The organism is Streptomyces doebereineriae (assembly GCF_031845645.1).
Lineage (GTDB): Bacteria > Actinomycetota > Actinomycetes > Streptomycetales > Streptomycetaceae > Streptomyces > Streptomyces canus.
The window spans coordinates 633780-656057 of record NZ_JAVREZ010000003.1 but is presented as its reverse complement, the minus strand read 5'-3'; the positions used below and the strand labels follow the sequence as shown (position 1 = coordinate 656057).

Genomic DNA, 22278 nt, shown 5'->3' with positions numbered 1-22278 from the left:
CCGGTGACCCGCCCGCGAGACCCAGAGGCGACCACGGCCTCCGGCTGATCGGGGCGATCGGGGCGGAGACTCACTCGCCCCCGTCGCCGGCCCCCGTCCCTCCGCCCAACCGATCGGCCAGACAGGCCAGATACAACGCCATCGTGGTCCGGTGGTCCCGCAGCGGTCGGCCGGTCGTCTGCTCGATCTTGTTCATCCGGTAGACGACGGTGTTGCGGTGGATGTGCAGGGCCTCGGAGGCGCGGACGAGGTTGAATCCGCTCTCGCACCACGCCGTGATGGTGTCGCGCAGAACCGGCCAGTCCGGCTGGTCGCGCAGGTTCGCGGTGGTGCGTTCGATCAGGCGGTTGCGGGCCGGCTGGGACACCGCCGTGAGGGCCTGGTGCACGCGCAGCTCGGTGATCAGGTGGACGGGGGAGTCGCTCGCCACGCGCGCCCCGAGGCGGAGCGCGTCGCAGGCGTCCTGGTAGGAGTCGTGCAGTCCGCTCACGGAGGCGGCCGGTTCGCCGATACCGGCTCGGGCGACGAGACCGTCCTGCGCGGCGATGACGTCGGTGGTCCGCCGGCAGTCGTCCAGCAAGGAGGTCACCGGGCGCCGGTCCGGGAGTCTGCGCAGTACGCCGATCCAGCCGGGAGCCGTGGAAGCGATGATGTCCTGGGGGTCGGCGAAGACCTCGCGGACCGTGCGCAGCAGCTCCGAACGGACCAGTGCCATGTCCCGGGTAGGTGCGCCCTGGCGTCGAGTGCCCGCGTCGGGGACCCGTACCTCGATGGCGACCGCGACCCGTCTCAGCCGTAGGTCGAAGCCCAGTTCGGCGGCCCGGAACAGCAGGAAGTCGCCCTCCACGACCTGCGGGTCGTACGACGCGACGTCGGCCAGCAGCTTCTCCGCCGCCCGCTCGGCGAGCAGGCGGGAGCGCAGCATCACGGACTCCCTGAGCAGGATCTCCGTCTGACGTTTGACGAGCAGCCCGAACCGGCGCACCTGCGCGGGCGTTCCGGTGATCCCGACCGTGCCCACGGCCTTTCCGTTCGCGACCAGGGGCAGGGTGACTCCCGGGCGTACTCCGCGCAGTTGCTGTGCCTGCGACGCGTTGTGCGTGGCGGGTTCCTGGGTGCGGACGACCTCGACGGACGCCTCGTGGAAGCTGCCCACCCGGCTGCTGTCGCCGCTGCCGATGACCAGGCCGCCCGCGTCGGTGATCAGCACGTTGAAGCCGATGACGGCGGTGGTGTCGGAGGCGATCTCCTGCGCGAGTGACGGGCTCAGCATGAGGGGTTCTCCCGTCGAGGGCGGGCCCGGGTGGACGCACCGTACAGCGGATCGATCGAATTCGGCCACAAGTCTGTACGGAGTACACGGTGACGTAACCGGAGCCGGTTCGTAGCGTATGGCCCCAATCGCATCCGCAATCACCTCCCCGATCCATCCCCCTCACATCCCCGCCGGGGGCACAGCGCGGTGAGTCGGCGGGCTCCCCTCTGCATCCTTCAGCATCGTTACGGAAGGCCCATGCCGATGATCCGTATGCGTCCGCTTGCCGTCGCTCTGTCCGCCGCCCTCCTGCTCCTCGGGACCGCCGCCTGCGGCTCCGGTGACGACGACGGCCCCAAGAACGTGTCGGCGAAGACCGCCGCGCTGGGCACCCTCACACCCGGCGTCATCAAGGTGGCCGTACAGCCGTACGCCCCCTACACCAGCGTCCAGGGCGACAAGATCGTCGGCCTGGACGGCGACATCCTCAACTACGTGGCCAAGAAGCTCGGCCTGGAGGTCAAACCCCAGGTCACGGACTTCGCCGGCATGCTCGCCGGGGTGCAGTCCCGCCGCGTGGACATCACCGTCGGCGGTGTCGCCTGGTCCGCGGACCGGCAGAAGCAGGGGCTGTTCACCGACCCGCCCTACTACTCGCCCCCGGCGATGGCCGTCCGCAACGGCAAGACGTACCAGACCGTCGACGACCTCGAGAATCTGAGCCTCGGCACCGTCGAGGGCTATGTCTGGGTCAAGTCGATCCAGTCCGTCCCCGGCGCCAAGCTGCACGCCTACCCCGACGCCAACGGCGTCTTCGACGACCTCGGCGCGGGCCGCGTCGACGTCGGCTTCCTCGACCCGCTCCTCATCATCGCCGCGCAGAAGGAACGCCCGGAGCTGAAGATCAGCACCCAGTACCTGACCCCGCCGACCGCCGCCGAGGTCAAGGCGAAGCCCGCCTACGCCTACTTCCAGCCGTACCAGACCGGCTTCTACCTGCCCAAGAAGGCCACCAAGCTGGAGCAGGCGATCTCCGCGCAGATCGACGCCATGTACACGAACGGCGAGATGGCCAAGCTCGTCGAGAAGTACGGCGGCGACCCCGAACAGTTCCTGAAGCCGGCCGCCGACGTCGCCACCGCGCGCCGGGGCGTGGACCGGCCGCAGGACTGGAACCCGCCGACCATCGCGAAGTGAGGGGACGACATGTCCGGCCTTTTTCAGGTTCCCTGGTCCGACTACCGGCCCGACCTCGTCGACGCCCTGTGGCGCACCGTCTCCTACACGGTCGTGAGCTTCGTCGGCGCGGTCCTGCTCGGTCTCGCGGTGGCGCTGCTCCGGCTCAGCAAGGCGTGGCCCGCGCGTGCCGTCGCCGCCGTCTACACCGAGGTGTTCAAGAACGTCCCCCTCCTCGCCATCATCTTCCTCACCTACTTCGGCCTGGCCTCGGCAGGCATCCGGCTGGACGTCTTCACCGCCGGCTGCCTCAGCCTCGTCGTCTTCTACGCCGCCTACCTGTCCGAGATCTTCCGCTCCGCGATCAGCGGGGTGCACGCCGGACAGACGGAGGCCGGGGAGGCGCTGGGCCTGGGCCGGGCGGGAATCTTCGGGCACATCGTGCTGCCGCAGGCCGTACGGCAGGCGCTGCCCGGCACCAACACCATGCTCGTCGACCTGCTGAAGTCCACCTCGCTGCTGGTCACCGTCTCCGCCGCCGAGCTGATGTCCGAAGGGCGGCTCATCACCTCGGCCACCTTCAGGGCCCTGGAGGTGTACCTGGTCATCTCGGCCATCTACTTCGCCCTGTGCTACCCGCTCTCCCAGCTGCTCCTGCTCCTCGAACGCAAGGTGCGGGCGGGCATCCCCCTCTCCCCGTGGCGACGACGGCGCCTGAAGGCGGCACGCGCCCTGCTCGCCCCGGCCGTGGAGGCCGACATGAAGGCAGGTGCCGTATGACCGAGTCGGTCACCACCCCGCAGACCACGCCTCGGACACAGCCAGAGGCCGTCGTACGGATCAACGGCCTGAGCAAGTCCTTCGACGGCCGCCTCGTCCTCGACCAGGTGGACCTGGAGGTCGACCGCGGCCGGATCGTCAGCGTCATCGGACAGAGCGGCGGCGGCAAGACGACCCTGATGCGCTGCGTCAACCTGCTGGAACGGCCCGACCGCGGCACGATCGAGGTCGCCGGAGAGGTGGTGCACAGCGACGGCCGCACGGTCTGCCGCGACCTGCCCCGGCTGCGCCGTACCGTCGGCATGGTCTTCCAGCGGTTCAACCTCTTCCCGCACCTGACCGCCGTCGAGAATGTCGTCCTGGCCCAGCGCAAGGCGGGCATCCCGGAGCAGGAGGCGTTGGAGCGTGCCGTCACGCTGCTGCGCCGGGTCGGCGTCGCGCACCGTGCGCTCGGCCGGCCCGAGCAGCTGTCCGGCGGCGAACAGCAACGCGTCGCCATCGCGCGGGCCCTCGCCCTCAAGCCCGAGCTGCTGCTCTTCGACGAGCCCACCTCCTCCCTGGACCCCGAGGCGACCCGGGAGGTACTGAGCGTGATGCGCGAACTCGCCGCGGACGGGATGACGATGCTGCTGGTCACCCACGAACTGCCCTTCGCCCGCGAGGTGTCCGACCACGTCGTCTTCGTCGACGGCGGCCGGATCGTGGAGGAGGGCAGGCCCGAGGACGTGCTCGACAGCCCCTCCCAGGCCCGCACCCGGGAGTTCCTCGCGTCGTACGGAACCCCGTCATGACCGGTACGCCGGCTCTCACCGGCGACGGACCCGTGGTGGTCGTCGGGGGCGGTGTCATAGGACTGTGCACCGCGTACTACCTGGCGGCGGCCGGACTTCCGGTGGAGGTCGTCGAGCGGCGCGGGCTGGGCTCGGGGGTGTCCCGGGGCAACGCGGGCTGGGTCTGCCTCAGCCACTCGACGCCCGTTCCGTCCCCAGGAGTGCTGCGCTACGCCCTGCGCTCCCTGGGCCGTCCGGACTCGCCGCTCTATCTGCGGCCCCTTCCCGACCCGGCGTTCCTGCGCTGGCTGTGGCGGTTCTGGCGCAGCAGCGCACCGGCCGCCTTCCGGCGGGGCTACGCGGCGATCGCCGACCTGAACCACGACACCTTCGACCTCTTCGACGGGCTGCGCGAGGCCGGGGTGGCCACCACCCTGACCCGGCCCGGCATGGTGCACGCGTTCCTGTCGGAGGCCGAGGCCCGTCATCACCTCGCGATCCAGCGGGAGATGGCGGAGGGCCACTATCCGATGCCCGACGACATCACCACGGGCGACGAGGCCCGTCTGCTGGACGGCGCGCTCTCGTCCAAGGTGCGCGCGGCCTACCTCGTCGAGGGCGAGGGCGTGGTCGATCCGGAGGGGTTCGCCCGCGGGCTCGGCGAGGCGCTCTCCGCCGCGGGTGTGAAGGTCCACGAGAACGCGGAGGTCACCGGATTCCGGCCCGGGACGGGGCGGGTGACCGCACTGCGGACCGACCGGGGAGAGATCCCCTGTTCGGCCGTCGTCGTCGCCGCCGGAATGCGGTCCCCGGCGCTGCTGCGCGAGCTCGGACACCGGCTGCCGCTCCAGGCCGGCAAGGGCTACAGCTTCGCGGTGGACCTGGACCCGGCACCCCGGCACACCCTGTACTTCGGCGAGCGCAAGGCCGTCGCCTCACCGATCGGCACCACCACCCGGATCGGCGGCACGATGGAGCTGAGCGGCAACAACAACCGCCTCGACTGGCGCCGGATCGTCGCGGTGGCGCTCGCCAGCCGCCACTACCTGGGCCGGTGGTTCGACGACCCCGACGACCTGGTGAGCCTGATCCGTGACCCCTGGGTCGGCGGCCGGCCCTTCCTGCCGGACGGCCTCCCGGTGATCGACCGGCTGCCGGGCCTGGAGAACGCCTTCGCGGCCACCGGCCACGGCATGCTCGGCGTCACCCTGGGGCCCGCCACCGGCCACCGGCTCGCCGAGTACATCCGCACCGGCCGCCGCCCCGAGGTCCTCGCCCCGTTCGGCTTCGACCGGCTGCGCGGCTGAGGAGGCACGCGGCGGGCGTTCTCATGCCACGATCGCCATCCCGCGATCCGTGGCGCTGAGCCGCCTCCCCCCGTCCGCCGCACACGTCACGACGTCCGCGACCCGGACGCCGAAGCGGCCAGGCAGATACACACCCGACCCCATCGAGAAGCACATCCCGGGGACGAGGAAGGTCTCCTCGCCCTCGGTGAGGTACGGCGGCTCGTGAGCGGTGACTCCGACGCCGTGGCCGGTGCGTTCGGCGGCGTGCTCGCCGTACCCCGCGTCCTCGATCCACCGGCGTGCCCCGCGGTCGGCCTCCTGGCAGGTCGCGCCCGGGGCGACCGCCTCGAAGGCCGCCTGCTGGGCCGTACGGACGAGATCGTGGACCGTGCGTTCCTCCTCCGCCGGTTCACCGACGTGGACCGTGCGGGTCAGGTGCGAGGCGTAACCGTCCTTCAGACCGGCGAAGTCCAGGATCACCATGTCGCCCTTCTTCAGCGTCCGTTCGCCCGTCCTGTGGTGCGGGTTCGCGCTGTTCCGGCCGGAGGACACCACCGTGACGACCTGGCTGTGGCCCTGTTCGTGGAGCAGGCGCGCCAGGTCGGCGGCCACTTCGGACTCGCGGCGGCCGGTGAATCGTACGGCGAGGATCTCCTCGTACACCGCGTCCGCCGCCGCTGCCGCCGACCCGAGGCGGGCCACCTCGTGGTCGTCCTTCACGGCGCGCAGCAGCGGGAGTACGACGGTCAGGGGGCGGTAGGTGGTGAGGGGGAGGGCCTCCTGGAGGCCCAGCAGGTGCAGCGCCCAGGTGGTGTCGGAGACGGCGTAGCGGCCGTTGGGGAGGAGGAGGCCGGTGGCTGCCGCGTACGGGTCCTGGCCGTCGCGCCAGTCGAAGATGCGGACGGCGTCCGCGCCGGGCGCCGACTCCGCGTCGGGGCGTTCGAGGGACGGGACCAGCAGGCGGGGTTCGGAGCCGGGGGTGAGGACGAGGAGGGTGAGGCGTTCCGTCGTCGCGGGGCGGTAGCCGCAGAGCCACGTCAGGTCGGGGCCGGGGGTGATGAGCAGTCCGGCCAGGCGGGTTTCGGCCGCGTCCCTGGCCGCCCTGGACATACGGGTCGCGTAGTCCTCTTCCGTGAAGGGGACGGGGGTGTCGTCCATGGGGCTCCTCCGACCGCTGCCGTCGTCCGGTTCATCGTCCGAGGAGTGAGGTGCGGGGTGCCCGGGGGCGTAGGCCGACCGGGTGAGGGATCAGGCCGCCTCGGGGCCGAGTGAACGCTCCGTCACCCGGGCCAGATGGCGGTGGAAGACCTCGCGGGTGTCCGGGGTCAGCGTGCGCAGCGCCACCAACGCGGTGATCACCACGTCGCACAGCTCGCCCTGCACGTCCTCCCAGGTGTGGCTGACACCCTTGCGCGGGTTCTGGCCGATCGCCCCGATGACGGCCTCGGAGACCTCGCCGACCTCCTCGGAGAGCTTCAGCATGCGCAGGAGGAGGCCTTCGCGGCCGCTCACCGGCTGATCCGCCTCCAGCCAGGCCCACAGGGCGTCGACGGACTTCCAGAGGTCCGGAGAGGGCATGCCGTGATCACTCATGCGGAGCAGCTTCCCACGGCGTGGGTCCCGTTCGGCTACTCCCCGAACAACGCCTCCTCCTCGTCGAACAGCGCCGTCTGCGCGTCATCGCCCCCGTCCTCCTTCTCCCGCAGCCGCAGACCCCGCGCCCCCACGACCGCCGCGGTCACCAGCCCCGTCGCCGCGAGCGCCACCGGCACCATCCATCCCCGGTTGACCGTGTGGCCGAGGGCGTGGTCCAGGGAGATCCGGCCCGGCCCCGTCACCGCCAGGCCCGCCGCCGTGAGACCCAGCGTGGCCGCGTACTCGTAGCCACCGCCTGCGTTGAAGAAGCCGTTGGGGGCGTGTACCGCGGACGCGCCGGCCATCGCGCCGGCCGCCGCCGCGCCCGCCGCCGGGGTTGCCAGGCCCAGTGCCAGCAGGGTGCCGCCGCCCGCCTCGGCCAGCCCCGCCGCCGTGGCGCTCGCCCGGCCCGGCGCGTAGCCGACGGACTCCATGAACTGGCCGGTTCCCTCGAGGCCACCCCCGCCGAACCAGCCGAGCAGTTTCTGCGTGCCGTGGGCGGCCAGCACACCCCCGGCTCCCAGCCGGAGAAGCAGCAGGCCCAGATCACGTCGGTCGAAAGCGGTCACGATGACTCCCAGCGCAAGAAGTGGAACGAGACCCCCCTCGCGTTTCCACCGTCGCACCGCTCACACCTGCCCGGAATACTCGCGCGGCCGTTCGGGTGGCGGCCCCGGGGGCGTGGTGTGAGTCTGGCTGGCATGACGATTCAGACCGCCAGACTCAGCGACCCGGCCGTCCGCGCCTTCGTCTCCGCCGTCAACGCCCATGACCGCGAGGCCTTCCTGTCCCTGCTCGCGCCCGGCGCGACCATGGCGGACGACGGCAGCGACCGTGACCTCGACGAGTGGATCGACCGGGAGATCTTCTCCTCCCACGGCCACATCGACGTCGACAAGGAGTCCAACGCCGGCCGTTCCCTCCTCGCCCACTACAGCAACGACACCTGGGGCGAGATGCGCACCCGCTGGGACTTCACGGTCGAGGAGGACGGCAGGATCTCCCGTTTCGAGACCGGCCAGGCCTGAAACCCCGAGAACCCCCTCGCCGAACCCCTTGCCCTGAAGCGCACTTCAACTCCTAGCGTTCGGGCATGGAGATCACACGCACTCTGGGCCGCTCCGGTATCGAGGTCAGCGCACTCGGCTTCGGCTGCTGGGCGATCGGCGGCGAATGGCAGGACGCAGACGGACAGCCCCTCGGGTGGGGCAAGGTCGATGACGAGGAGTCCGTACGGGCGGTGCACCGCGCCCTCGACCTCGGCATCACCTTCTTCGACACCGCGGACACCTACGGCGCCGGACACAGTGAGCGGGTGCTCGGACGGGCGCTGGGCAAGCGACGGGACGACGTCGTCGTCGCCACCAAGTGGGGCAACGTCTTCGACGAGGAGACCCGCACCCGCACCGGCGTCGACGACACCCCGGCCCACGCCCGCCGCGCCCTCACGGCGTCCCTCGACCGGCTCGGCACCGACCATGTCGACCTCTACCAGCTGCACCTGAACGACCTGGACCCCGAGCGCGCGGCCGAACTCCGGGACCTGTGCGAGGAGTTCGTGCAGCAAGGGCTTATCCGCGCCTACGCCTGGAGCACCGACGACCCGGCCCGCGCCGCGGTGTTCGCGCAGGGGGAGCACTGCACGGCCGTACAGCACGCGCTCAACGTACTGCAGGACACGCCCGAAATGCTCTCCCTGTGCGAGGAGTTGGGCCTGGCCAGCATCAACCGCAGCCCGCTCGCCATGGGGTTGCTGGCCGGTAAGCGCCAAGGGCCCAAGGACACCGGCGACATCCGCAGCAAGCCCCCGGCCTGGCTCCAGGGCTTCGGCGACGGCTCGTCCGCCGACCCGGAGTGGCTGTCCCGCGTCGACGCGCTGAGGGAGATCCTCACCAGCGAGGGCCGCACCCTGGCCCAGGGCGCCCTGGCCTGGCTGTGGGCCCGGAGCCCGCGCACGGTGCCCATCCCCGGCTTCCGGTCCGTGGCTCAGGCGGAACAGAACGCGGGGGCGATGGAGAAGGGGCCGCTCACCGCCGATCAGCTGACCGAGGTCGACAGCCTTCTGGAACGGTGAGCGGACCCGCCTCGAACGGCTACCCCTGAGCCAACGACTGCTCGGTCAACGTGAGTTGTCCCGCCTTGATGGTCGCAAGGCGGGGTGCCCGACGAGCGATCGACGAGTCATGGGTGACCAGGATGAACGTCAGCCCGTACTCGTGCCACAGCCCCTCCAGCAGCGCCATGATCTCGTCGCGCATCGACTCGTCGAGGTTGCCGGTCGGCTCGTCGGCGAGCAGCACCTTCGGCTTCTTGACCAGCGCACGTGCGATGGCCACCCGCTGCTGCTGCCCGCCGGACAACTCGGCGGGCGCGTGGGTGAGCCGCTCACCCAGCCCCACCGAGCGGAGCGCCTCCGCCGCCCGCTCACGCCGTTCCGCCGGCTTCACCCCCAGCGGGACCAGCGCCGTCTCGACGTTCTCCTGCGCGGTCAGCGTCGGGATGAGGTTGAACGACTGGAAGATGATGCCGATCTTCTCGGCCCGCAGCCGGGTCAGCCTGGCCTCGCTGATCTTCGCCAGGTCGACGCCGTCCAGTTCGACACTGCCCTCGGTCGGGCGGTCCAGGCCGCCGATCATCTGCAACAGCGTGGACTTGCCGCCACCGGTGGGGCCCTGGATGACCAACTGGTCGCCGTCCTCGATGGTGAGGTCGACGCCCCGCAGCGCCTCCACCGTCTCCTTGCCGCGCGAGTAGCGCTTGGTGACGCCGGTGAGTCTGTACATGAGAACTCCGTAGAGAAGAAGAAGTGGGGAAGGCGGCAGCGGTTACGACACGCTGCGCAGCGCGTCCGCGGGCCGCATCCGTGAGGCCCGCCACCCGCCCATCGCCCCGGCGATCAGCCCGCCGGTCACCGCGAGGCCCACCGCGAGCGCGATGGTGGTCATCGAGACGGGCGCGGTCAGCGCGATCTCCATGGTGTTCTGGGTGGCCTGCTGTCCGGGACCGCCGCCACCGCCGGGGCCGCCCGCACCGCCGCCGCCGGTGTTGCCGAGCTGCGCGGTCAGCTTGGGGCTGATCATGGTCACGGCGTACGCGGCCGCGAGGCCGAGGCCGATGCCGAGGGCGCCGCCGAGCAGGCCGTTCACGATCGACTCGCCGACGACCTGCCGGGTGACCCGGCGGCTCGGCCAGCCGAGCGCCTTCAGGGTGCCGAACTCGCGCACCCGGCGGGAGACCGCCGAGGAGGTCAGCAGCGCGGCGACCAGGAAGGCGGCGACGAGCACGGCGATGGACAGCCACTTGCCCACACTGGTCGCGAGGTTGGAGGCGGTGGACAGGGACCCGGAGACGGTCTCCGCGAGGTCGGCGGAGGTCGTGACGGTCGTACCGGAGATGTTCTTCTGGATCGCCGACTTGACGGAGTCGATCTGCTTCGAGTCGCTCGCCTTGACGTAGATCGTGGTGACCTGGTTCTTGGCGTCGGCCAGCGTCTGCGCCTGCTTCAGCGGCAGGTAGACGTCGGTGGTGGACTCGCTGCTGTCCGGCGTCGCGATGCCGATGATCGTGTACTTGGTGCCGGAGATCTTCAGGGTCCCGCCGACCTTGAGGGAGTTCTCCTTGGCGTACGCCTTGCTGACGACGGCGACCTTCGCGTCGGTCTGCGCGGCGGTGAAGGTCTTGCCGGTGGTGATCTTGGAACCGGCCAGCGGGCCCAGCGTCTGGTCGCTGACGTCCACGCCGGCGACGGAGTAGGAGTTCACGTCGAAGTTGGCGCCGCCGCCCTGGACCTGGGGCGCGGCGGTGCTGCCACTGCTGCCGCCGCCCGGACCGCCCTGGCCGCCGTTCCCGGTGTTTCCACCGGAACTCTGCGCCTTGCCCTGGGTGAAGGAGCCGTCGACCTTGGTGACGTTCAGGGTCAGCGCGCCCACCGCGCTCGCCACGCCACTCTGCTGGGAGACCTTGGTGACCACGCTCGACGCCAGGGCCTGACCGCCCTGGGTCATCACACGGTCGGAGCTCTGCGTGTCGTCGCTGTCGTTGGAGTTGGCGTCGAACTGGAAGTTCGGTCTGCCCGAACTCCCGGACGTCGGGGCCGACCTGGCCTTGGTGACGGTCATGTCGGTGCCGAGCCCGTAGAGCGACTTCAGGACCTTGTCCTGAGCCTGTGTCATACCGGCCGACACCGAGTTCACGGTGATGACCAGCGCGATACCGAGCGCCAGACCCAGAGCGATGACCAGGGCCGCCTTCTTGCGCCGGCCCAGCTCGCGCTTGAGATAGATGCCAAACATCCCGTTCCTCGAAGGTTCTTGGCGCCCGCTGTGGGCGCGCCCTCAAGGTAGGGACGCAGCATTGCGGCGCCGTGAGGAAGGGATATGTGCCGGCTGAGAAGGGATGTGCGTGAGCTGAGAATGTGCGCGGCGGCCGTCCACGGACCGGTGCGTACCCCGCGGTCCCACGCGAGATCCACCCCCACCCGGTCCATGGATGGCCGCCGCGCTCCCCCCTCGGATGCGGTCGACGGAACGCCACCCCCCAAGTGTGAAGCTCTTGTGGAGAGCGCGTGATGAGCATAAGCCGCCAACCGGCCGCAGTGGGGTGGAAGAGAAGATTCCGCTTGGGGAGATCGGCTGCTCAGCCACGCCCCACATACGGCATCGCCGTCGCCAGTACGGTCGCGAACTGCACGTTCGCCGCCAGCGGCAGCTCCGCCATGTGCCGCACCGTGCGCGCCACGTCGGCCACGTCCATCACGGGTTCCGGCGCGACCTCCCCGTTGGCCTGCAGCGCCCCGGTCCCCATCCGCGAGGTCATGTCCGTAGCCGCGTTCCCGATGTCGATCTGCCCCACCGCGATGCCGTACGGCCGCCCGTCCAGCGACAGCGACTTGGTGAGGCCGGTGAGCGCGTGCTTGGTCGCGGTGTAGGCGACCGAGTGCGGCCGGGGTGTGTGCGCCGAGATCGAGCCGTTGTTGATGATCCGTCCGCCCTGCGGGTCCTGCTCCTTCATCTGCCGGTACGCCGCCTGCGCGCACAGGAACGCCCCGTTGAGGTTGGTGTCCACCACATGCCGCCAGGCGTCGTACGGCAGCTCCTCCACCGGCACCCCGCCGGGACCGAACGTCCCCGCGTTGTTGAAGAGCAGGTCGACGCGCCCGAAGCGGTCCACGGTGGCGGTGAACAGCGCGGCCACGTCGTCCGGTTGTGAGACATCGGTGCGTACGGCGATCGAGGCGCCCCCGGTGCCTTCGGGAGCCAGCGCCGCCGTCCCCTCCAGCGTCTGCGTCCGCCGGCCCGCCAGGGCGACCGACCAGCCCGCGCGCAGCAACTCCACGGCGACAGCGCGACCGATGCCGGAGCCCGCGCCGGTCACCACCGCGATCCTCGAATGTTGCGCAGTTTGCATGGCATTCATGCCCCCGCAGCGTACGGGAGGGCCCGAGCGGGGTCCGCCATGCGGAACTCATCCGTCCGCCATCTGGGTGTTGTGTACGTGCCAAGCAGTCGTCGCTCCCGGCCACTCCAATTGCCTCCTGCATCCATCAGTCAGGGGAGGACCGGATGACACTCGACACCCGCCCGTCACAACACGCCCCCGAACTGCGCGCCGCCGCCCGGCACATGGGCCGCCGCCGCTTCCTGACCGTCACCGGCGCCGCCGCCGCGCTCGCCTTCTCCGTGAACCTGCCCGCCGCCGGCACGGCGAGCGCCGCCGAATTCGACGCCGCGAAGATCACCGAGAACCCCTTCACCCTCGGCGTCGCATCCGGCGATCCGCAGCCCGACTCCGTGCTCCTGTGGACCCGCCTCGCCCCTGTCCCCTTCCAGTCGGACGGCGGCCTCCCGGCCGAACGCGTCCTGGTCCGCTGGGAGTTGGCGCACGACGAGCGGTTCCGCCGGATCGTCAGACGCGGCACGGCCGTCGCGCACCCCGAGTTCAACCACGCCGTCCACGCCGAGGTCGGCCACCTCGACTCCGGCCGCGTCTTCCACTACCGGTTCCGGGTGGGCAGGTGGATCAGCCCCACCGGCCGCACCCGCACCGCACCGGCCCCCGGCAGCCGCGCCGCGGCCCTCACCTTCGCCGCGGTCTCCTGCCAGGCGTACACCGACGGCTACTTCACCCCGTACGGCCATCTCGCCGCCGAGGACGTCGACATGGTCTTCCACCTCGGGGACTACCTGTACGAGTACGCGGTCAACTCGGTGGGCGGATACCGCAACTACACCGACCGCACCCTCCCGGCGGTCTTCAACCGCGAGACGGTGACCCTGGAGGACTACCGCCTGCGCTACGCCCTCTACAAGTCCGACCCGGACCTGATGGCCGCGCACGCCGCACACCCCTTCGTGGTCACCTGGGACGACCACGAGACCGAGAACAACTACGCCGATGACATCCCCGAGAACGACGTGCCGCCCGAGGAGTTCCTGCTCCGCCGCGCCGCCGCCTACCGCGCCTACTGGGAGAACCAGCCGCTGCGCCGCCCGCAGCAGCCCGCGGGCCCGGACATGCAGCTGTACCGGCGCCTGCACTGGGGCCGGCTCGCCCAGTTCGACGTCCTCGACACCCGCCAGTACCGCTCCGACCAGGCCTACGGCGACGGCCTCGACCTGCCAGGGCCCGAGATCGACGACCCGGCGCGCACGATGACCGGCGAGACCCAGGAGCGGTGGCTGCTCAACGGCTGGCGCGACTCACGGGCCCTGTGGAACGTCGTACCGCAGCAGGTGAACTTCTCGCAGCGCAAGCTCGACCTCACGGACCCGGCCCGGCTGTCGATGGACTCCTGGGACGGCTACCGGGCCTCCCGCCGCCGGATCCTCGACGGGGCCCAGGCGGCCGGCATCGACAACCTGATGGTCCTCACCGGTGACGTGCATGTCGCGTACGCCTACGACATCAAGGACGACTTCGACGACCCGGCCTCCCGCACCCTCGGCACGGAGATCGTCGGATCGTCGATCGCCAGCGGCCGGGACGGCGCCGACAAGCCCGATACCTGGGACACGTACACCGGGGCCAACCCGCACATGAAGTTCTACAACGGGCTGCGCGGCTACGTGACCGTCGAGCTGGGCCGCGAGCGGGCCCGGGCCGACTTCAGGAGCGTGCCCTACGTGACCAGGCCCGGGGCGCCGATCGCGACGGCCGCGTCCTTCGTGACGGAGGTGGGGAACCAGGGGCTCACACCGGCGTGAGTTCCGTCTCACCGATCTCGCCGGGATAGCGGACGCCCACGCGGTCACGGATCGCGTCGAGCGTCCGCATCACGGCGAGGGTGCCCTCCAGCGGCACCAGCGAGGACTGGGACTCACCGGCCCGCAGCGCCCGCATGACCTCGCGGGCCTCGTGCTTGAGGCTGTTGCGGGGCCCGTCGGCCGGGTCGGCGACGAACTCCTCCGGGTCGCGCCCGTCGCGGTGCAGGACGAAACGGTCCGGGTGGAAGAAGCCGTTCGGGATGTCGATCCGGCCCAGCGAGCCGGTGACCGACGCGATCGTGGCGGTGCCGCCGGTCAGGGAGCAGTGAAGGGAGGCGAGCGCCCCGCTGTCCCAGGACAGCAGCGCGCCCGTCTGCAGGTCCACGCCCTCCTCGGAGAGCACGGCCTTCGCCGTGACGTCCGAGGGCTCTCCGAGCAGCAGATGTGCGAACGACACCGGGTACACCCCGAGGTCGAGGAGCGCGCCCCCGCCCTGCGCCGGGTCCCGCAGCCGGTGCGCGGGCGGGAAGGGCCCGGCGAGCCCGAAGTCGGCCTGCACCGTGCGGATCTCACCGATCGCGCCGTCGTCGACGAGGGCCTTGAGCCGCCGGATCAGCGGGTTGCAGTACATCCACATGGCCTCCATGAGGAAGCGGTCGTGCTCCTTCGCGAGCGCGACGAGCTCCTCGGCCTCCCGCGCGTTCAGTGTGAACGCCTTCTCGCACAGCACATTGCGGCCGGCCGTCAGGCACAGCCCGGCGGCCGCGCGATGCGCCGAGTGCGGGGTGGCGACGTACACGACATCGATGTCCGCGTCCTCGGCCAGGGCGCCCCAGTCGCCGTAGGCCCGCTCGATCCCGAACCGCTCCGCGAACGCCTTCGCCGAGGCCTCGGACCGCGAGGCCACCGCCACGACCTCCGCGTCCGGCAGATCGACCAGGTCCGCGGTGAACGCCGCCGCGATCCCGCCCGTCGCCAGAATCCCCCAGCGCACGCTCTGCTCCGTCGTCATCCCGGTCCCACCCTCGCTCACGTGACCCTCGGCACTCTGTACGAGCTGAGAGCATAGGTGGCCGGGGGTCCGGGGGGTCCTCCGGGACAATGCAGTACTCGGAGAGGGAGGGGCACATGCCCGAGCAGGGGGCACCGACACCGCGCCTGGAGCAGCGGGCGGCCGCGGCGGAGAAGGCACCACCCACGGTCGCCGTCCGCCGCACCGGCCTGCTCGTCACCCTGCTCCTCGGCGGCCTCACCGCCACACCACCGCTGGCGATGGACATGTACCTCCCCTCGCTGCCGGAGGTCACCGACGCCCTGCACGCGCCCGCCGCCACCGTCCAGCTCACCCTCACCGCCTGTCTGCTCGGCATGGCCCTCGGGCAGCTCGTGGTCGGCCCGATGAGCGACCGCTGGGGCCGCAGGCGCCCGCTGCTCGCCGGTCTCGTCGTGTACGTCGTCGCCACCGCGCTGTGCGTCGTCGCGCCGACGGTGGAGTACCTGGTCGGCTTCCGGCTGGCGCAGGGTCTCGCGGGCGCGGCGGGCATAGTGATCGCCCGGGCCGTGGTCCGCGACCTGTACGACGGCGTGGCGATGGCCCGCTTCTTCTCCACCCTCATGCTGATCGGCGGGGTCGCGCCGATCGTCGCGCCGCTGATCGGAGGACAGATCCTGCGGGTGACCGACTGGCGGGGCGTGTTCGTGGTCCTGACGGTCATCGGCGCGCTGCTCGCCGCCCTGGTCTGGGTGCGGCTGCCCGAGACCCTGCCGGCGGCAGAGCGGCACACCGGCGGCGTCGGCGAGGCCCTGCACTCGATGCGCCGTCTCCTCGCCGACCTGCCCTTCACCGGCTACCTGCTCACCGGCGGCTTCGCCTTCGCCGCGCTGTTCGCCTACATCTCCGCGTCCCCGTTCGTGATCCAGGAGATCTACGGCGCCTCCCCGCAGACCTTCAGCCTGCTGTTCGGCGTGAACTCCGTAGGGCTGGTCATCGTCGGCCAGATCAACGGCAAGGTGCTGGTGGGCAGGGTGAGCCTGGACCGGGTCCTCGGCGTGGGCCTGCTGGTCGTGACGGCGGCGGCCGCGGCGTTGCTGCTGATGGCGACGGGGGCCTTCGGCGAGGTGGGCCTGGCTCCCGTCGCCGCCGCGCTCTTCGTCCTGATGTCGGCGATGGGCGTCACCCTGCCCAACGCCCAGTCCCTCGCCCTCCTGCGCACCAAGCACTCCGCAGGCTCCGCCTCCGCCCTGCTCGGCACGTCCTCCTTCCTCATCGGTGCGATCGCCTCCCCGCTGGTCGGGATGGCCGGGGAGGACACAGCCGTCCCGATGGCGGTCGTCCAACTGGCGGCAGCACTGGTCGCGCTCACCTGTTTCATGGCAATGTGCCGTTCTGGGAACAGGCGTGCGACTACGGAAGGAGCGGAGAGCTGAGCGCACCGAGACTGCGCACCGACACACCGGAACGGGCCGGGCTCGACCCCGGGGAACTCCGGCTTCTCGTCCGGGAGTTCCACGCCCTCACCACCGGCGCACACCCCTGGGCCCCGGGCGCCGTCCTGGCCGCCGGGCGCGGCCCGGTGATCGCCGTGGAGGAGGCGTCGGGCTGGGCCGTCCGCTACGCGTCCTACGACCCCGAAGCCGACGCGGGCGTGGAACTGCCCCCGGACGCACGCGTCCCCGTCCGGGTGGACACCCCCTTCGACCTCGCATCCCTCACCAAGCTGTTCACGGCCGTGGCCGCGGTGCAGCAGATCGAGCGCGGCACACTGGGCATGGACGCGCGCGTAGGGGCCTACCTGCCCGACTTCACGGCGGCCGCGACGCACTCCGTCACCGTCCGCGAGCTGCTCACCCACACCTCCGGACTGCGCCCCGAACTCCCTCTTTACGACTGCGGCAGCGACGAGGAGCGCCTGAACCTCCTGCGCGCCGAGCCGCCCATCGGAGTCCCCGGCACCTACACCTACTCCGACCTCAACCCGCTCCTCCTCCAGCACGTCCTCGAACGCATCACCGGCCGCCCCCTCGACGTCCTCGTCCACGAGGGCATCACCCGCCCCCTCGGCATGACGGCCACCCGCTTCGGCCCCTACCCGGGGGCGGCGGCCACGGAGGACCAGCGCCGGCCGTGGGCCAAGGCGGACCGGGGGATGCTGCGGGGCCTGGTCCACGACGAGAACGCCTGGTCGCTGGGCGGAGTGGCAGGCCACGCGGGCCTCTTCTCGACCGCCCGCGACCTCGCGATCTTCTGCCGGACCCTGCTGGCGGGCGGCGCGTACGGCCCCGCCCGCATCCTCGGCCCGGACTTCGTGGAGCTGCTGCTGACCCCACCGGGTCTGGGCTTCGCCATCGACCAGAAGTGGTTCATGGGCGAGCTCGCGGGGCGGGGCGCGGCGGGCCACACGGGCTTCACGGGCACGTCCCTGGTCCTGGACCCGGCGACGGACACCTTCGTGGTGCTGCTGGCCAACACGGTCCACCCGCGAAGACGCCCCCCGGACCACAGGCCGCGGGCGCAGGCGGCGACGAGGGTGGCGCGGGCGGTGAGGGGGGCGTGAGGTTTTTCAGGCGAGCAACCGCGAGGCCAGGGCCTGCACCGGCCGCCCATAGAATCCTCGGGTGACCGCCCCCGCACCCCCGTCCGCATCCCTCCGCACCGCCCTCGCCACCCTCCTCGACGGCCTCCCCCCGAAGCAGGCGGCCCAGGCGGTGGACCGCCTGATCGCCAACTACCGCGGAACCACCCCCACCGACACCCCGATCCTCCGCGACCGCGCGGACGTGGCCGCCTACGCCGCGTACCGCATGCCCGCCACCTTCGAGGCGGTCCACGCGGCCCTGGATGCCTTCGCCGAGGCCACCCCCGACTGGACCCCCACCAGTCACACCGACGTCGGCGGCGGGACCGGCGCCGCCACCTGGGCCGTCACCGCCACCTGGCCGGGCGACCGCGCGGTCACCGTCCTCGACTGGTCCGACCCCGCGCTCGCCCTCGGCCGCGAGATCGCCACCGCGAATCCGGCCCTGCGCGACGCCCAATGGCAGCGCACCAGGATCGGCAAGGACCTCACCCTGCCCGCCACGGATCTGGTCACCGTCTCGTACGTCCTCAACGAACTCACCCCCGCCGACCGCACCGCCCTCGTGGACACCGCGGCGGCGTCGGCACAGACGGTCGTGATCGTCGAGGCGGGCACCCCCGCCGGGTACACCCGCGTCATCGAGGCCCGCGACCGCCTGATCGCCGCCGGCTTCCGGGTCGCCGCGCCCTGCCCGCACAGCGCCGCGTGCCCGATCGTCCCCGGCGAGGACTGGTGCCACTTCTCGGCGAGGGTCAGCCGGTCGTCCCTCCACCGCCAGGTCAAGGGCGGCTCACTGCCGTACGAGGACGAGAAGTTCAGCTACGTGGCGGCGACCCGACTCCCGGCCACTCCGGCCCCGGCCCGGGTGATCCGACGGCCGCAGATCCGCAAGGGACAGGTGCTCCTCGACCTGTGCGAGCCCGACGAGCAGCTGACCCGCCGCACGATCACGAAGCGGCACGGTGACCTGTACAAAGCGGCGAGGGACGCGGCGTGGGGCGACGGATGGCCCCCGGCGGACGAGTAGGGCCTGTCCGCGGGGCCCCTGTCACCTTGTGGGCCTGTGGGTCCCGCGCGCCGCCGATCCGGGTGTCGCGGTTGCCCCCGCGCAGCGCCTTGCGGCTGATGTTGCTGCGGGTCCCGCCGACTCCAAGCATGCCGCCCGTTCCACCTCGTGCCATGACCGCCCCTTTCACATACCCGGCACTTAACGAGACGTATCGTCTCGTTCGACCCTCTCACTCTCCGGCGAGACGCACCGTCTTGTCAACCTGGTAAATTCGCCCCATGGCCACCCAGAGCTCCAAGCAGTCCGCCCCCGACACCACCCGTCGCAGCGAGAAGTCCCGCCGCGCCATCTACGACGCCGCCCTCGGCCTCGTCGCCGAGGTCGGCTACCCCAAGACCACGATCGAGGGGATCGCCGCCCGTGCCGGTGTCGGCAAGCAGACGATCTACCGCTGGTGGTCGTCGAAGGCGGAGGTGCTGATGGAGGCCTTCCTCGACCTGAGCGAGCAGGCGGCACGGGAGGCCGGTCCCGAGGAGACGTACACCATTGCGGACACCGGTGATCTCGCCGCCGACCTCAAGGCCGTACTGCGGCTCACCGTGGACCAGCTCAAGGACCCCCGCTTCGAGGCCCCCTCCCGCGCCCTGGCCGCCGAGGGCGTCGTCAACGAGCAGGTCGGCCGGGCCTTCATGGCCAAGCTCCTCGAACCGTCGCTCCAGCTGTACGTCGACCGGGTGCGCGCCGCCCAGGACGCCGGCCAGGTGCGCCCCGAGATCGACCCGCGCATCGCCCTCGAACTCTGGGTCTCCCCTCTCGCCCAGCGCTGGCTCCAGTACACCGGCCCGATCACCTACGACTACACCGACACCCTCGTCGACTACGCCCTCCACGGCATCGCACCCCGGTGAATGCCCAACCTCGGTTCCGGGCACCCGGAGCCGAGGAAGGTGGGACCATAGGGCATGCTGTTCCGCACGACAGCGAGGCGAGGGTGGTAGATGAGCGCGGAGTCGCGAGGCCGGACCGGCCTGCAGGGCAAACTCTCCCAGTGGCTGCGCGGACGCCGGCCGAAGGAGGCCGCCGCCGGGCACGAAGGCGGTCGTGAGGCCCTGCTGCTGGCCGCTGCCTCAGCGGGGCTCCCGCTCGCGCCGGCCGCGCATCCCGCCCCCGGCTACCGATGTTCCTGTGACCGTGTCGGCTGTCCCACCCCGGCCCGGCACCCGGTGTCCTTCGCCTGGCAGACCCAGTCGACCACCGACCGCGCGCAGATCGAGCGCTGGGCCCGGCACCAGCCGCAGGCCAACTTCATCACCGCGACCGGCATGGTGCACGACGTCCTCGACGTCCCCCTGGAGGCCGGGCGGGAAGCGCTCGAGCGGCTCCTCGGCTCCGGGATCGAGGTCGGACCCGTCGCCGAGAGCGACGACGGCCGGCTCCTGTTCTTCACCCTCACCCGCGGCACCCCCGAGGAGGAGGACGAGTGGTGGCCGTGCGAACTGGACTGCCACCCCGAGACGGCCGACGAACACCCCGGCCTGCGCTGGCACTGCCGGGGCTCCTACGTCCTCGTACCGCCCGCCCGGCTGCCCGGCGACCAGGCCGTGCACTGGGTCCGCGGCCCGGAACACCCGCTGCCCGACCCGCTGAGCCTCCTGGAAGTGCTCACCGACGCCTGCTCCCGCTACGTCGGCGAGGAGCCGGACCACGAGAACGCGGCCTGGCCCCTGCGCCGGTAGCGAGCGGGCAGGTCTCTACGAACCCTTCGCGGACGTCAGGCCCTGGATCCGGCCGAGCACGGTGATCTGCTGCTCTCCCGCGCCCTTCGGCGGGTCGACGGCCACCGAGTTGGAGACGATCTCCATCGTCAGGGACTGCTTGATCTCGCCGGTCGTCAGGGCCTCCACGTCATCGGTGGTGGGGATCGAGGTGCCCGGGGCGGCCGTCTGCTTCGTGTAGAGATGCGTGGCGAAGAACACCAGCGCCCCGCCGTCCGTCGTGCGCAGGGCCAGCGGTGCGTAGTCGCCGCTGTTCATCGGTTCGTCGATGTACTGGGTGACCAGGCCCGGCCGCTTGCCGTCCTTCTCGCGCGCCGCACGCCATGTGCTGGTGTACGCGCCGTCCGCGAAGGTGTCGCCGCCGCTCTTGAGGTAGGTCGCGTACTCATCGCCCACCTCGCCGGGCGGAACGGCCAGTTCGGCCGAGTTCACCGGCACGGTCTCGGCCCAGCCGTCCGCGTCCTTCTTGAACTGCGGCACCTTGCCCTCGGGCACCAGCGTCAGATACGCCACCTGGAACGGCTTGTCGAGGCCGTTGCGGGTGAACACGAACAGCCAGCGCGCGGTGCCGCCCTTGTTGGCGGCCGCGTCGGCGACGAACCAGCGCGGCCAGCCCGCCTTCTTCGGGACGGTGTACGTCACGTCCGACAGCTTCAGCGGTGTGTGCGTGGGATTGCCGCTCGGGCTGTTGGCCTTGCCGGCCTTCAGCCGCGCCGCGTCGATGGCGCCGAGCACACCGGTGACGTGGGCGGCGTCCAGCGAGCTGTCGTACGCCTTGTCCGCCGCGTTGTACGCGTTCGTGAACTGCTGGAGCGCCTTGGCGGCCTCCGCCTTGGTGGTCGCGGGAAGCACCTCCCGCTCGCCGTGCACCACCATGCATCCGCTCGCCGTCAACGACAAAGCGGTCACAGAGGCTGCTATCAGTGCGCTCCGGTCAAGCCTGCGGAGCCTTCGAGGGCCGCGATCCCTGCTCATCAGGTGCCTTCACCTTCCCCTTCCCGGAGGCGAACCCTACCGGGGCGAGGAACAGCGCGAGCGTCGGGATCAAGTACAGCAGCCACACCGTGACCTGAAGGACCGTCGGATCCGGCTGGAAGTTGAACACGCCCTTGAGGAGCGTGCCGTACCAGCTGTCCGGCGGGATGGTGTCGCTGATGTCGAAGGCCCTGTCGTTGAGGCCCGGCAGCCAGTCGGCCTCCTGGAGGTCGTGGAAGCCGTACGCCAGCACACCCGCGGCCACGACGACCAGCATGCCGCCCGTCCAGGTGAAGAACTTGGCCAGGTTGATGCGCAGGGCGCCGCGGTAGAACAGCCAGCCCAGGAACACGGCCGTGGCGATACCGAGGGCGACGCCGATCAGGGGGCGCGGGGTGCCGTCGCTCGCCGCGTGCACAGACGCCCACACGAACAGGGCGGTCTCCAGGCCCTCCCGGCCCACCGCGAGGAACGCGGTGGCGACAAGTGCGCCGGTGCCCATGGCGAGAGCGGCGTCGAGCTTGCCGTGCAGCTCGGACTTCAGGTGCCGGGCGGTGCGCCGCATCCAGAAGACCATCCAGGTCACCAGGACGACCGCGAGAACCGACAGGGAGCCGCCGAGCGCCTCCTGCGCCTCGAACGTCAGCTCCTGGGAGCCGAATTCGAGCGCGCACCCGAAACCGAGGGCGAGCGCGACCGCGACACCGATGCCGATCCAGATGGGCCTCAGGGCGTCCCGGCGGTCCGTCTTCACCAGGTAGGCGATGAGGATGCAGACGACCAGGCTGGCTTCCAGGCCCTCGCGCAGACCGATCAGGTAGTTGGAGAACACGG

General features: G+C 71.2%; 23 protein-coding genes. 12 read left to right on the top strand and 11 right to left on the bottom strand.

Annotated elements, in window-relative coordinates:
- Positions 1–70: 70 nt before the first annotated feature.
- Positions 71–1273 (bottom strand): CdaR family transcriptional regulator, encoded by a 1203-nt coding sequence (locus tag RNB18_RS12575; protein WP_311714183.1) that lies wholly within the window; start codon positions 1271–1273, stop codon positions 71–73.
- Between the two features lie 240 nt (positions 1274–1513).
- On the opposite strand from RNB18_RS12575, the gene RNB18_RS12570 reads away from it, so the two are divergent.
- Genes RNB18_RS12570 through RNB18_RS12555 form a run of 4 tightly spaced genes read left to right on the top strand, consistent with a single transcriptional unit; the run spans position 1514 to position 5288 of the window.
- A complete protein-coding gene (locus RNB18_RS12570) occupies positions 1514–2452 on the top strand; it encodes a substrate-binding periplasmic protein (protein ID WP_311714182.1) in 939 nt (312 codons plus the stop codon).
- 9 nt (positions 2453–2461) lie between these two features.
- A complete protein-coding gene (locus RNB18_RS12565; protein ID WP_311714181.1) occupies positions 2462–3211 on the top strand; it encodes an amino acid ABC transporter permease in 750 nt (249 codons plus the stop codon).
- The gene (locus RNB18_RS12560; protein ID WP_311714180.1) at positions 3208–4002 is read left to right on the top strand and encodes an amino acid ABC transporter ATP-binding protein; all 795 of its coding nucleotides are present in this window, start codon (positions 3208–3210) and stop codon (positions 4000–4002) included. The genes RNB18_RS12565 and RNB18_RS12560 overlap by 4 nt, the downstream gene beginning before the upstream one ends.
- Positions 3999–5288: an NAD(P)/FAD-dependent oxidoreductase gene (locus RNB18_RS12555; protein WP_311714179.1), complete on the top strand. Its 1290-nt coding sequence runs from the start codon at positions 3999–4001 to the stop codon at positions 5286–5288. The genes RNB18_RS12560 and RNB18_RS12555 overlap by 4 nt, the downstream gene beginning before the upstream one ends.
- 21 nt (positions 5289–5309) lie before the next feature.
- Here RNB18_RS12555 and RNB18_RS12550 read toward each other — a convergent pair whose 3' ends face one another.
- The 3 genes from RNB18_RS12550 to RNB18_RS12540 all read right to left on the bottom strand — a co-directional run bounded on the left by RNB18_RS12550 (position 5310) and on the right by RNB18_RS12540 (position 7474).
- Positions 5310–6428 carry an aminopeptidase P family protein gene (locus tag RNB18_RS12550; protein ID WP_311714178.1) on the bottom strand — a complete coding sequence of 373 codons (1119 nt, stop codon included), beginning with the start codon at positions 6426–6428 and terminating at the stop codon, positions 5310–5312.
- Between the two features lie 90 nt (positions 6429–6518).
- Positions 6519–6863 carry a MazG-like family protein gene (locus RNB18_RS12545; protein ID WP_311714177.1) on the bottom strand — a complete coding sequence of 115 codons (345 nt, stop codon included), beginning with the start codon at positions 6861–6863 and terminating at the stop codon, positions 6519–6521.
- A 35-nt stretch (positions 6864–6898) separates the two neighbouring features.
- The gene (locus tag RNB18_RS12540; protein ID WP_311714176.1) at positions 6899–7474 is read right to left on the bottom strand and encodes a DoxX family protein; all 576 of its coding nucleotides are present in this window, start codon (positions 7472–7474) and stop codon (positions 6899–6901) included.
- A gap of 132 nt (positions 7475–7606) precedes the next feature.
- Here RNB18_RS12540 and RNB18_RS12535 point away from each other — a divergent pair, with 132 nt between their 5' ends.
- Entirely contained in the window at positions 7607–7933 is a 327-nt protein-coding gene (locus RNB18_RS12535) for a nuclear transport factor 2 family protein (RefSeq protein WP_311714175.1), read from the top strand.
- Positions 7934–7998: 65 nt separating this feature from the next.
- Positions 7999–8979, top strand: a complete 981-nt coding sequence (locus tag RNB18_RS12530; protein ID WP_311714174.1) for an aldo/keto reductase — start codon at positions 7999–8001, stop codon at positions 8977–8979.
- A 19-nt stretch (positions 8980–8998) separates the two neighbouring features.
- Here the strand turns inward: RNB18_RS12530 and RNB18_RS12525 are convergent, their stop codons facing one another.
- The 3 genes from RNB18_RS12525 to RNB18_RS12515 all read right to left on the bottom strand — a co-directional run bounded on the left by RNB18_RS12525 (position 8999) and on the right by RNB18_RS12515 (position 12320).
- Entirely contained in the window at positions 8999–9688 is a 690-nt protein-coding gene (locus tag RNB18_RS12525) for an ABC transporter ATP-binding protein (RefSeq protein ID WP_057613862.1), read from the bottom strand.
- A gap of 42 nt (positions 9689–9730) precedes the next feature.
- Positions 9731–11197 carry an ABC transporter permease gene (locus RNB18_RS12520; protein ID WP_311714173.1) on the bottom strand — a complete coding sequence of 489 codons (1467 nt, stop codon included), beginning with the start codon at positions 11195–11197 and terminating at the stop codon, positions 9731–9733.
- A 343-nt stretch (positions 11198–11540) separates the two neighbouring features.
- Positions 11541–12320, bottom strand: a complete 780-nt coding sequence (locus tag RNB18_RS12515) for an SDR family oxidoreductase (RefSeq protein ID WP_311714172.1) — start codon at positions 12318–12320, stop codon at positions 11541–11543.
- A 146-nt stretch (positions 12321–12466) separates the two neighbouring features.
- Between RNB18_RS12515 and RNB18_RS12510 the strand changes: the two genes are divergently transcribed.
- Positions 12467–14107: an alkaline phosphatase D family protein gene (locus RNB18_RS12510; protein ID WP_311714171.1), complete on the top strand. Its 1641-nt coding sequence runs from the start codon at positions 12467–12469 to the stop codon at positions 14105–14107.
- On the opposite strand, the gene RNB18_RS12505 is transcribed toward RNB18_RS12510, so the two are convergent.
- Positions 14094–15119 (bottom strand): Gfo/Idh/MocA family protein, encoded by a 1026-nt coding sequence (locus RNB18_RS12505; RefSeq protein WP_311714170.1) that lies wholly within the window; start codon positions 15117–15119, stop codon positions 14094–14096. The genes RNB18_RS12510 and RNB18_RS12505 overlap by 14 nt on opposite strands.
- A gap of 116 nt (positions 15120–15235) precedes the next feature.
- Between RNB18_RS12505 and RNB18_RS12500 the strand changes: the two genes are divergently transcribed.
- The 3 genes from RNB18_RS12500 (at position 15236) to RNB18_RS12490 (ending at position 18712) form a co-directional block, all read left to right on the top strand.
- On the top strand, positions 15236–16534 hold the full coding sequence (locus RNB18_RS12500) for a multidrug effflux MFS transporter (RefSeq protein WP_311714169.1): 1299 nt from the start codon (positions 15236–15238) through the stop codon (positions 16532–16534).
- Positions 16486–17661, top strand: a complete 1176-nt coding sequence (locus RNB18_RS12495) for a serine hydrolase domain-containing protein (protein WP_311714168.1) — start codon at positions 16486–16488, stop codon at positions 17659–17661. The genes RNB18_RS12500 and RNB18_RS12495 overlap by 49 nt, the downstream gene beginning before the upstream one ends.
- Positions 17662–17722: 61 nt before the next feature.
- Positions 17723–18712 (top strand): small ribosomal subunit Rsm22 family protein, encoded by a 990-nt coding sequence (locus tag RNB18_RS12490; protein WP_311714167.1) that lies wholly within the window; start codon positions 17723–17725, stop codon positions 18710–18712.
- Here the strand turns inward: RNB18_RS12490 and RNB18_RS12485 are convergent.
- A complete protein-coding gene (locus RNB18_RS12485) occupies positions 18633–18866 on the bottom strand; it encodes a DUF6243 family protein (RefSeq protein WP_311714166.1) in 234 nt (77 codons plus the stop codon). The genes RNB18_RS12490 and RNB18_RS12485 overlap by 80 nt on opposite strands.
- A 106-nt stretch (positions 18867–18972) precedes the next feature.
- Here RNB18_RS12485 and RNB18_RS12480 point away from each other — a divergent pair, with 106 nt between their 5' ends.
- Both RNB18_RS12480 and RNB18_RS12475 read left to right on the top strand, forming a co-directional pair.
- Entirely contained in the window at positions 18973–19602 is a 630-nt protein-coding gene (locus RNB18_RS12480; protein WP_311714165.1) for a TetR/AcrR family transcriptional regulator, read from the top strand.
- 90 nt (positions 19603–19692) lie between these two features.
- Positions 19693–20430 carry a bifunctional DNA primase/polymerase gene (locus RNB18_RS12475; RefSeq protein ID WP_311714164.1) on the top strand — a complete coding sequence of 246 codons (738 nt, stop codon included), beginning with the start codon at positions 19693–19695 and terminating at the stop codon, positions 20428–20430.
- 15 nt (positions 20431–20445) lie between these two features.
- On the opposite strand, the gene RNB18_RS12470 is transcribed toward RNB18_RS12475, so the two are convergent.
- Together RNB18_RS12470 and efeU are read right to left on the bottom strand one after the other, a co-directional pair.
- Complete coding sequence (locus RNB18_RS12470) at positions 20446–21444, bottom strand: hypothetical protein (RefSeq protein WP_311714163.1); 999 nt, start codon at positions 21442–21444, stop codon at positions 20446–20448.
- The gene (efeU, locus tag RNB18_RS12465) at positions 21404–22276 is read right to left on the bottom strand and encodes an iron uptake transporter permease EfeU (RefSeq protein ID WP_311714162.1); all 873 of its coding nucleotides are present in this window, start codon (positions 22274–22276) and stop codon (positions 21404–21406) included. The genes RNB18_RS12470 and efeU overlap by 41 nt, the downstream gene beginning before the upstream one ends.
- Positions 22277–22278: the final 2 nt, after the last annotated feature.

Coding starts and splice junctions, on each gene's coding strand:
- RNB18_RS12575 (WP_311714183.1), bottom strand. CDS start 1,273: ATGCTGAGCCCGTCACTCGCGCAGGAGATCGCCTCCGACACCACCGCC.
- RNB18_RS12570 (WP_311714182.1), top strand. CDS start 1,514: ATGCCGATGATCCGTATGCGTCCGCTTGCCGTCGCTCTGTCCGCCGCC.
- RNB18_RS12565 (WP_311714181.1), top strand. CDS start 2,462: ATGTCCGGCCTTTTTCAGGTTCCCTGGTCCGACTACCGGCCCGACCTC.
- RNB18_RS12560 (WP_311714180.1), top strand. CDS start 3,208: ATGACCGAGTCGGTCACCACCCCGCAGACCACGCCTCGGACACAGCCA.
- RNB18_RS12555 (WP_311714179.1), top strand. CDS start 3,999: ATGACCGGTACGCCGGCTCTCACCGGCGACGGACCCGTGGTGGTCGTC.
- RNB18_RS12550 (WP_311714178.1), bottom strand. CDS start 6,428: ATGGACGACACCCCCGTCCCCTTCACGGAAGAGGACTACGCGACCCGT.
- RNB18_RS12545 (WP_311714177.1), bottom strand. CDS start 6,863: ATGAGTGATCACGGCATGCCCTCTCCGGACCTCTGGAAGTCCGTCGAC.
- RNB18_RS12535 (WP_311714175.1), top strand. CDS start 7,607: ATGACGATTCAGACCGCCAGACTCAGCGACCCGGCCGTCCGCGCCTTC.
- RNB18_RS12530 (WP_311714174.1), top strand. CDS start 7,999: ATGGAGATCACACGCACTCTGGGCCGCTCCGGTATCGAGGTCAGCGCA.
- RNB18_RS12525 (WP_057613862.1), bottom strand. CDS start 9,688: ATGTACAGACTCACCGGCGTCACCAAGCGCTACTCGCGCGGCAAGGAG.
- RNB18_RS12520 (WP_311714173.1), bottom strand. CDS start 11,197: ATGTTTGGCATCTATCTCAAGCGCGAGCTGGGCCGGCGCAAGAAGGCG.
- RNB18_RS12515 (WP_311714172.1), bottom strand. CDS start 12,320: ATGAATGCCATGCAAACTGCGCAACATTCGAGGATCGCGGTGGTGACC.
- RNB18_RS12510 (WP_311714171.1), top strand. CDS start 12,467: ATGACACTCGACACCCGCCCGTCACAACACGCCCCCGAACTGCGCGCC.
- RNB18_RS12505 (WP_311714170.1), bottom strand. CDS start 15,119: ATGACGACGGAGCAGAGCGTGCGCTGGGGGATTCTGGCGACGGGCGGG.
- RNB18_RS12500 (WP_311714169.1), top strand. CDS start 15,236: ATGCCCGAGCAGGGGGCACCGACACCGCGCCTGGAGCAGCGGGCGGCC.
- RNB18_RS12485 (WP_311714166.1), bottom strand. CDS start 18,866: ATGGCACGAGGTGGAACGGGCGGCATGCTTGGAGTCGGCGGGACCCGC.
- RNB18_RS12480 (WP_311714165.1), top strand. CDS start 18,973: ATGGCCACCCAGAGCTCCAAGCAGTCCGCCCCCGACACCACCCGTCGC.
- RNB18_RS12475 (WP_311714164.1), top strand. CDS start 19,693: ATGAGCGCGGAGTCGCGAGGCCGGACCGGCCTGCAGGGCAAACTCTCC.
- RNB18_RS12470 (WP_311714163.1), bottom strand. CDS start 21,444: ATGAGCAGGGATCGCGGCCCTCGAAGGCTCCGCAGGCTTGACCGGAGC.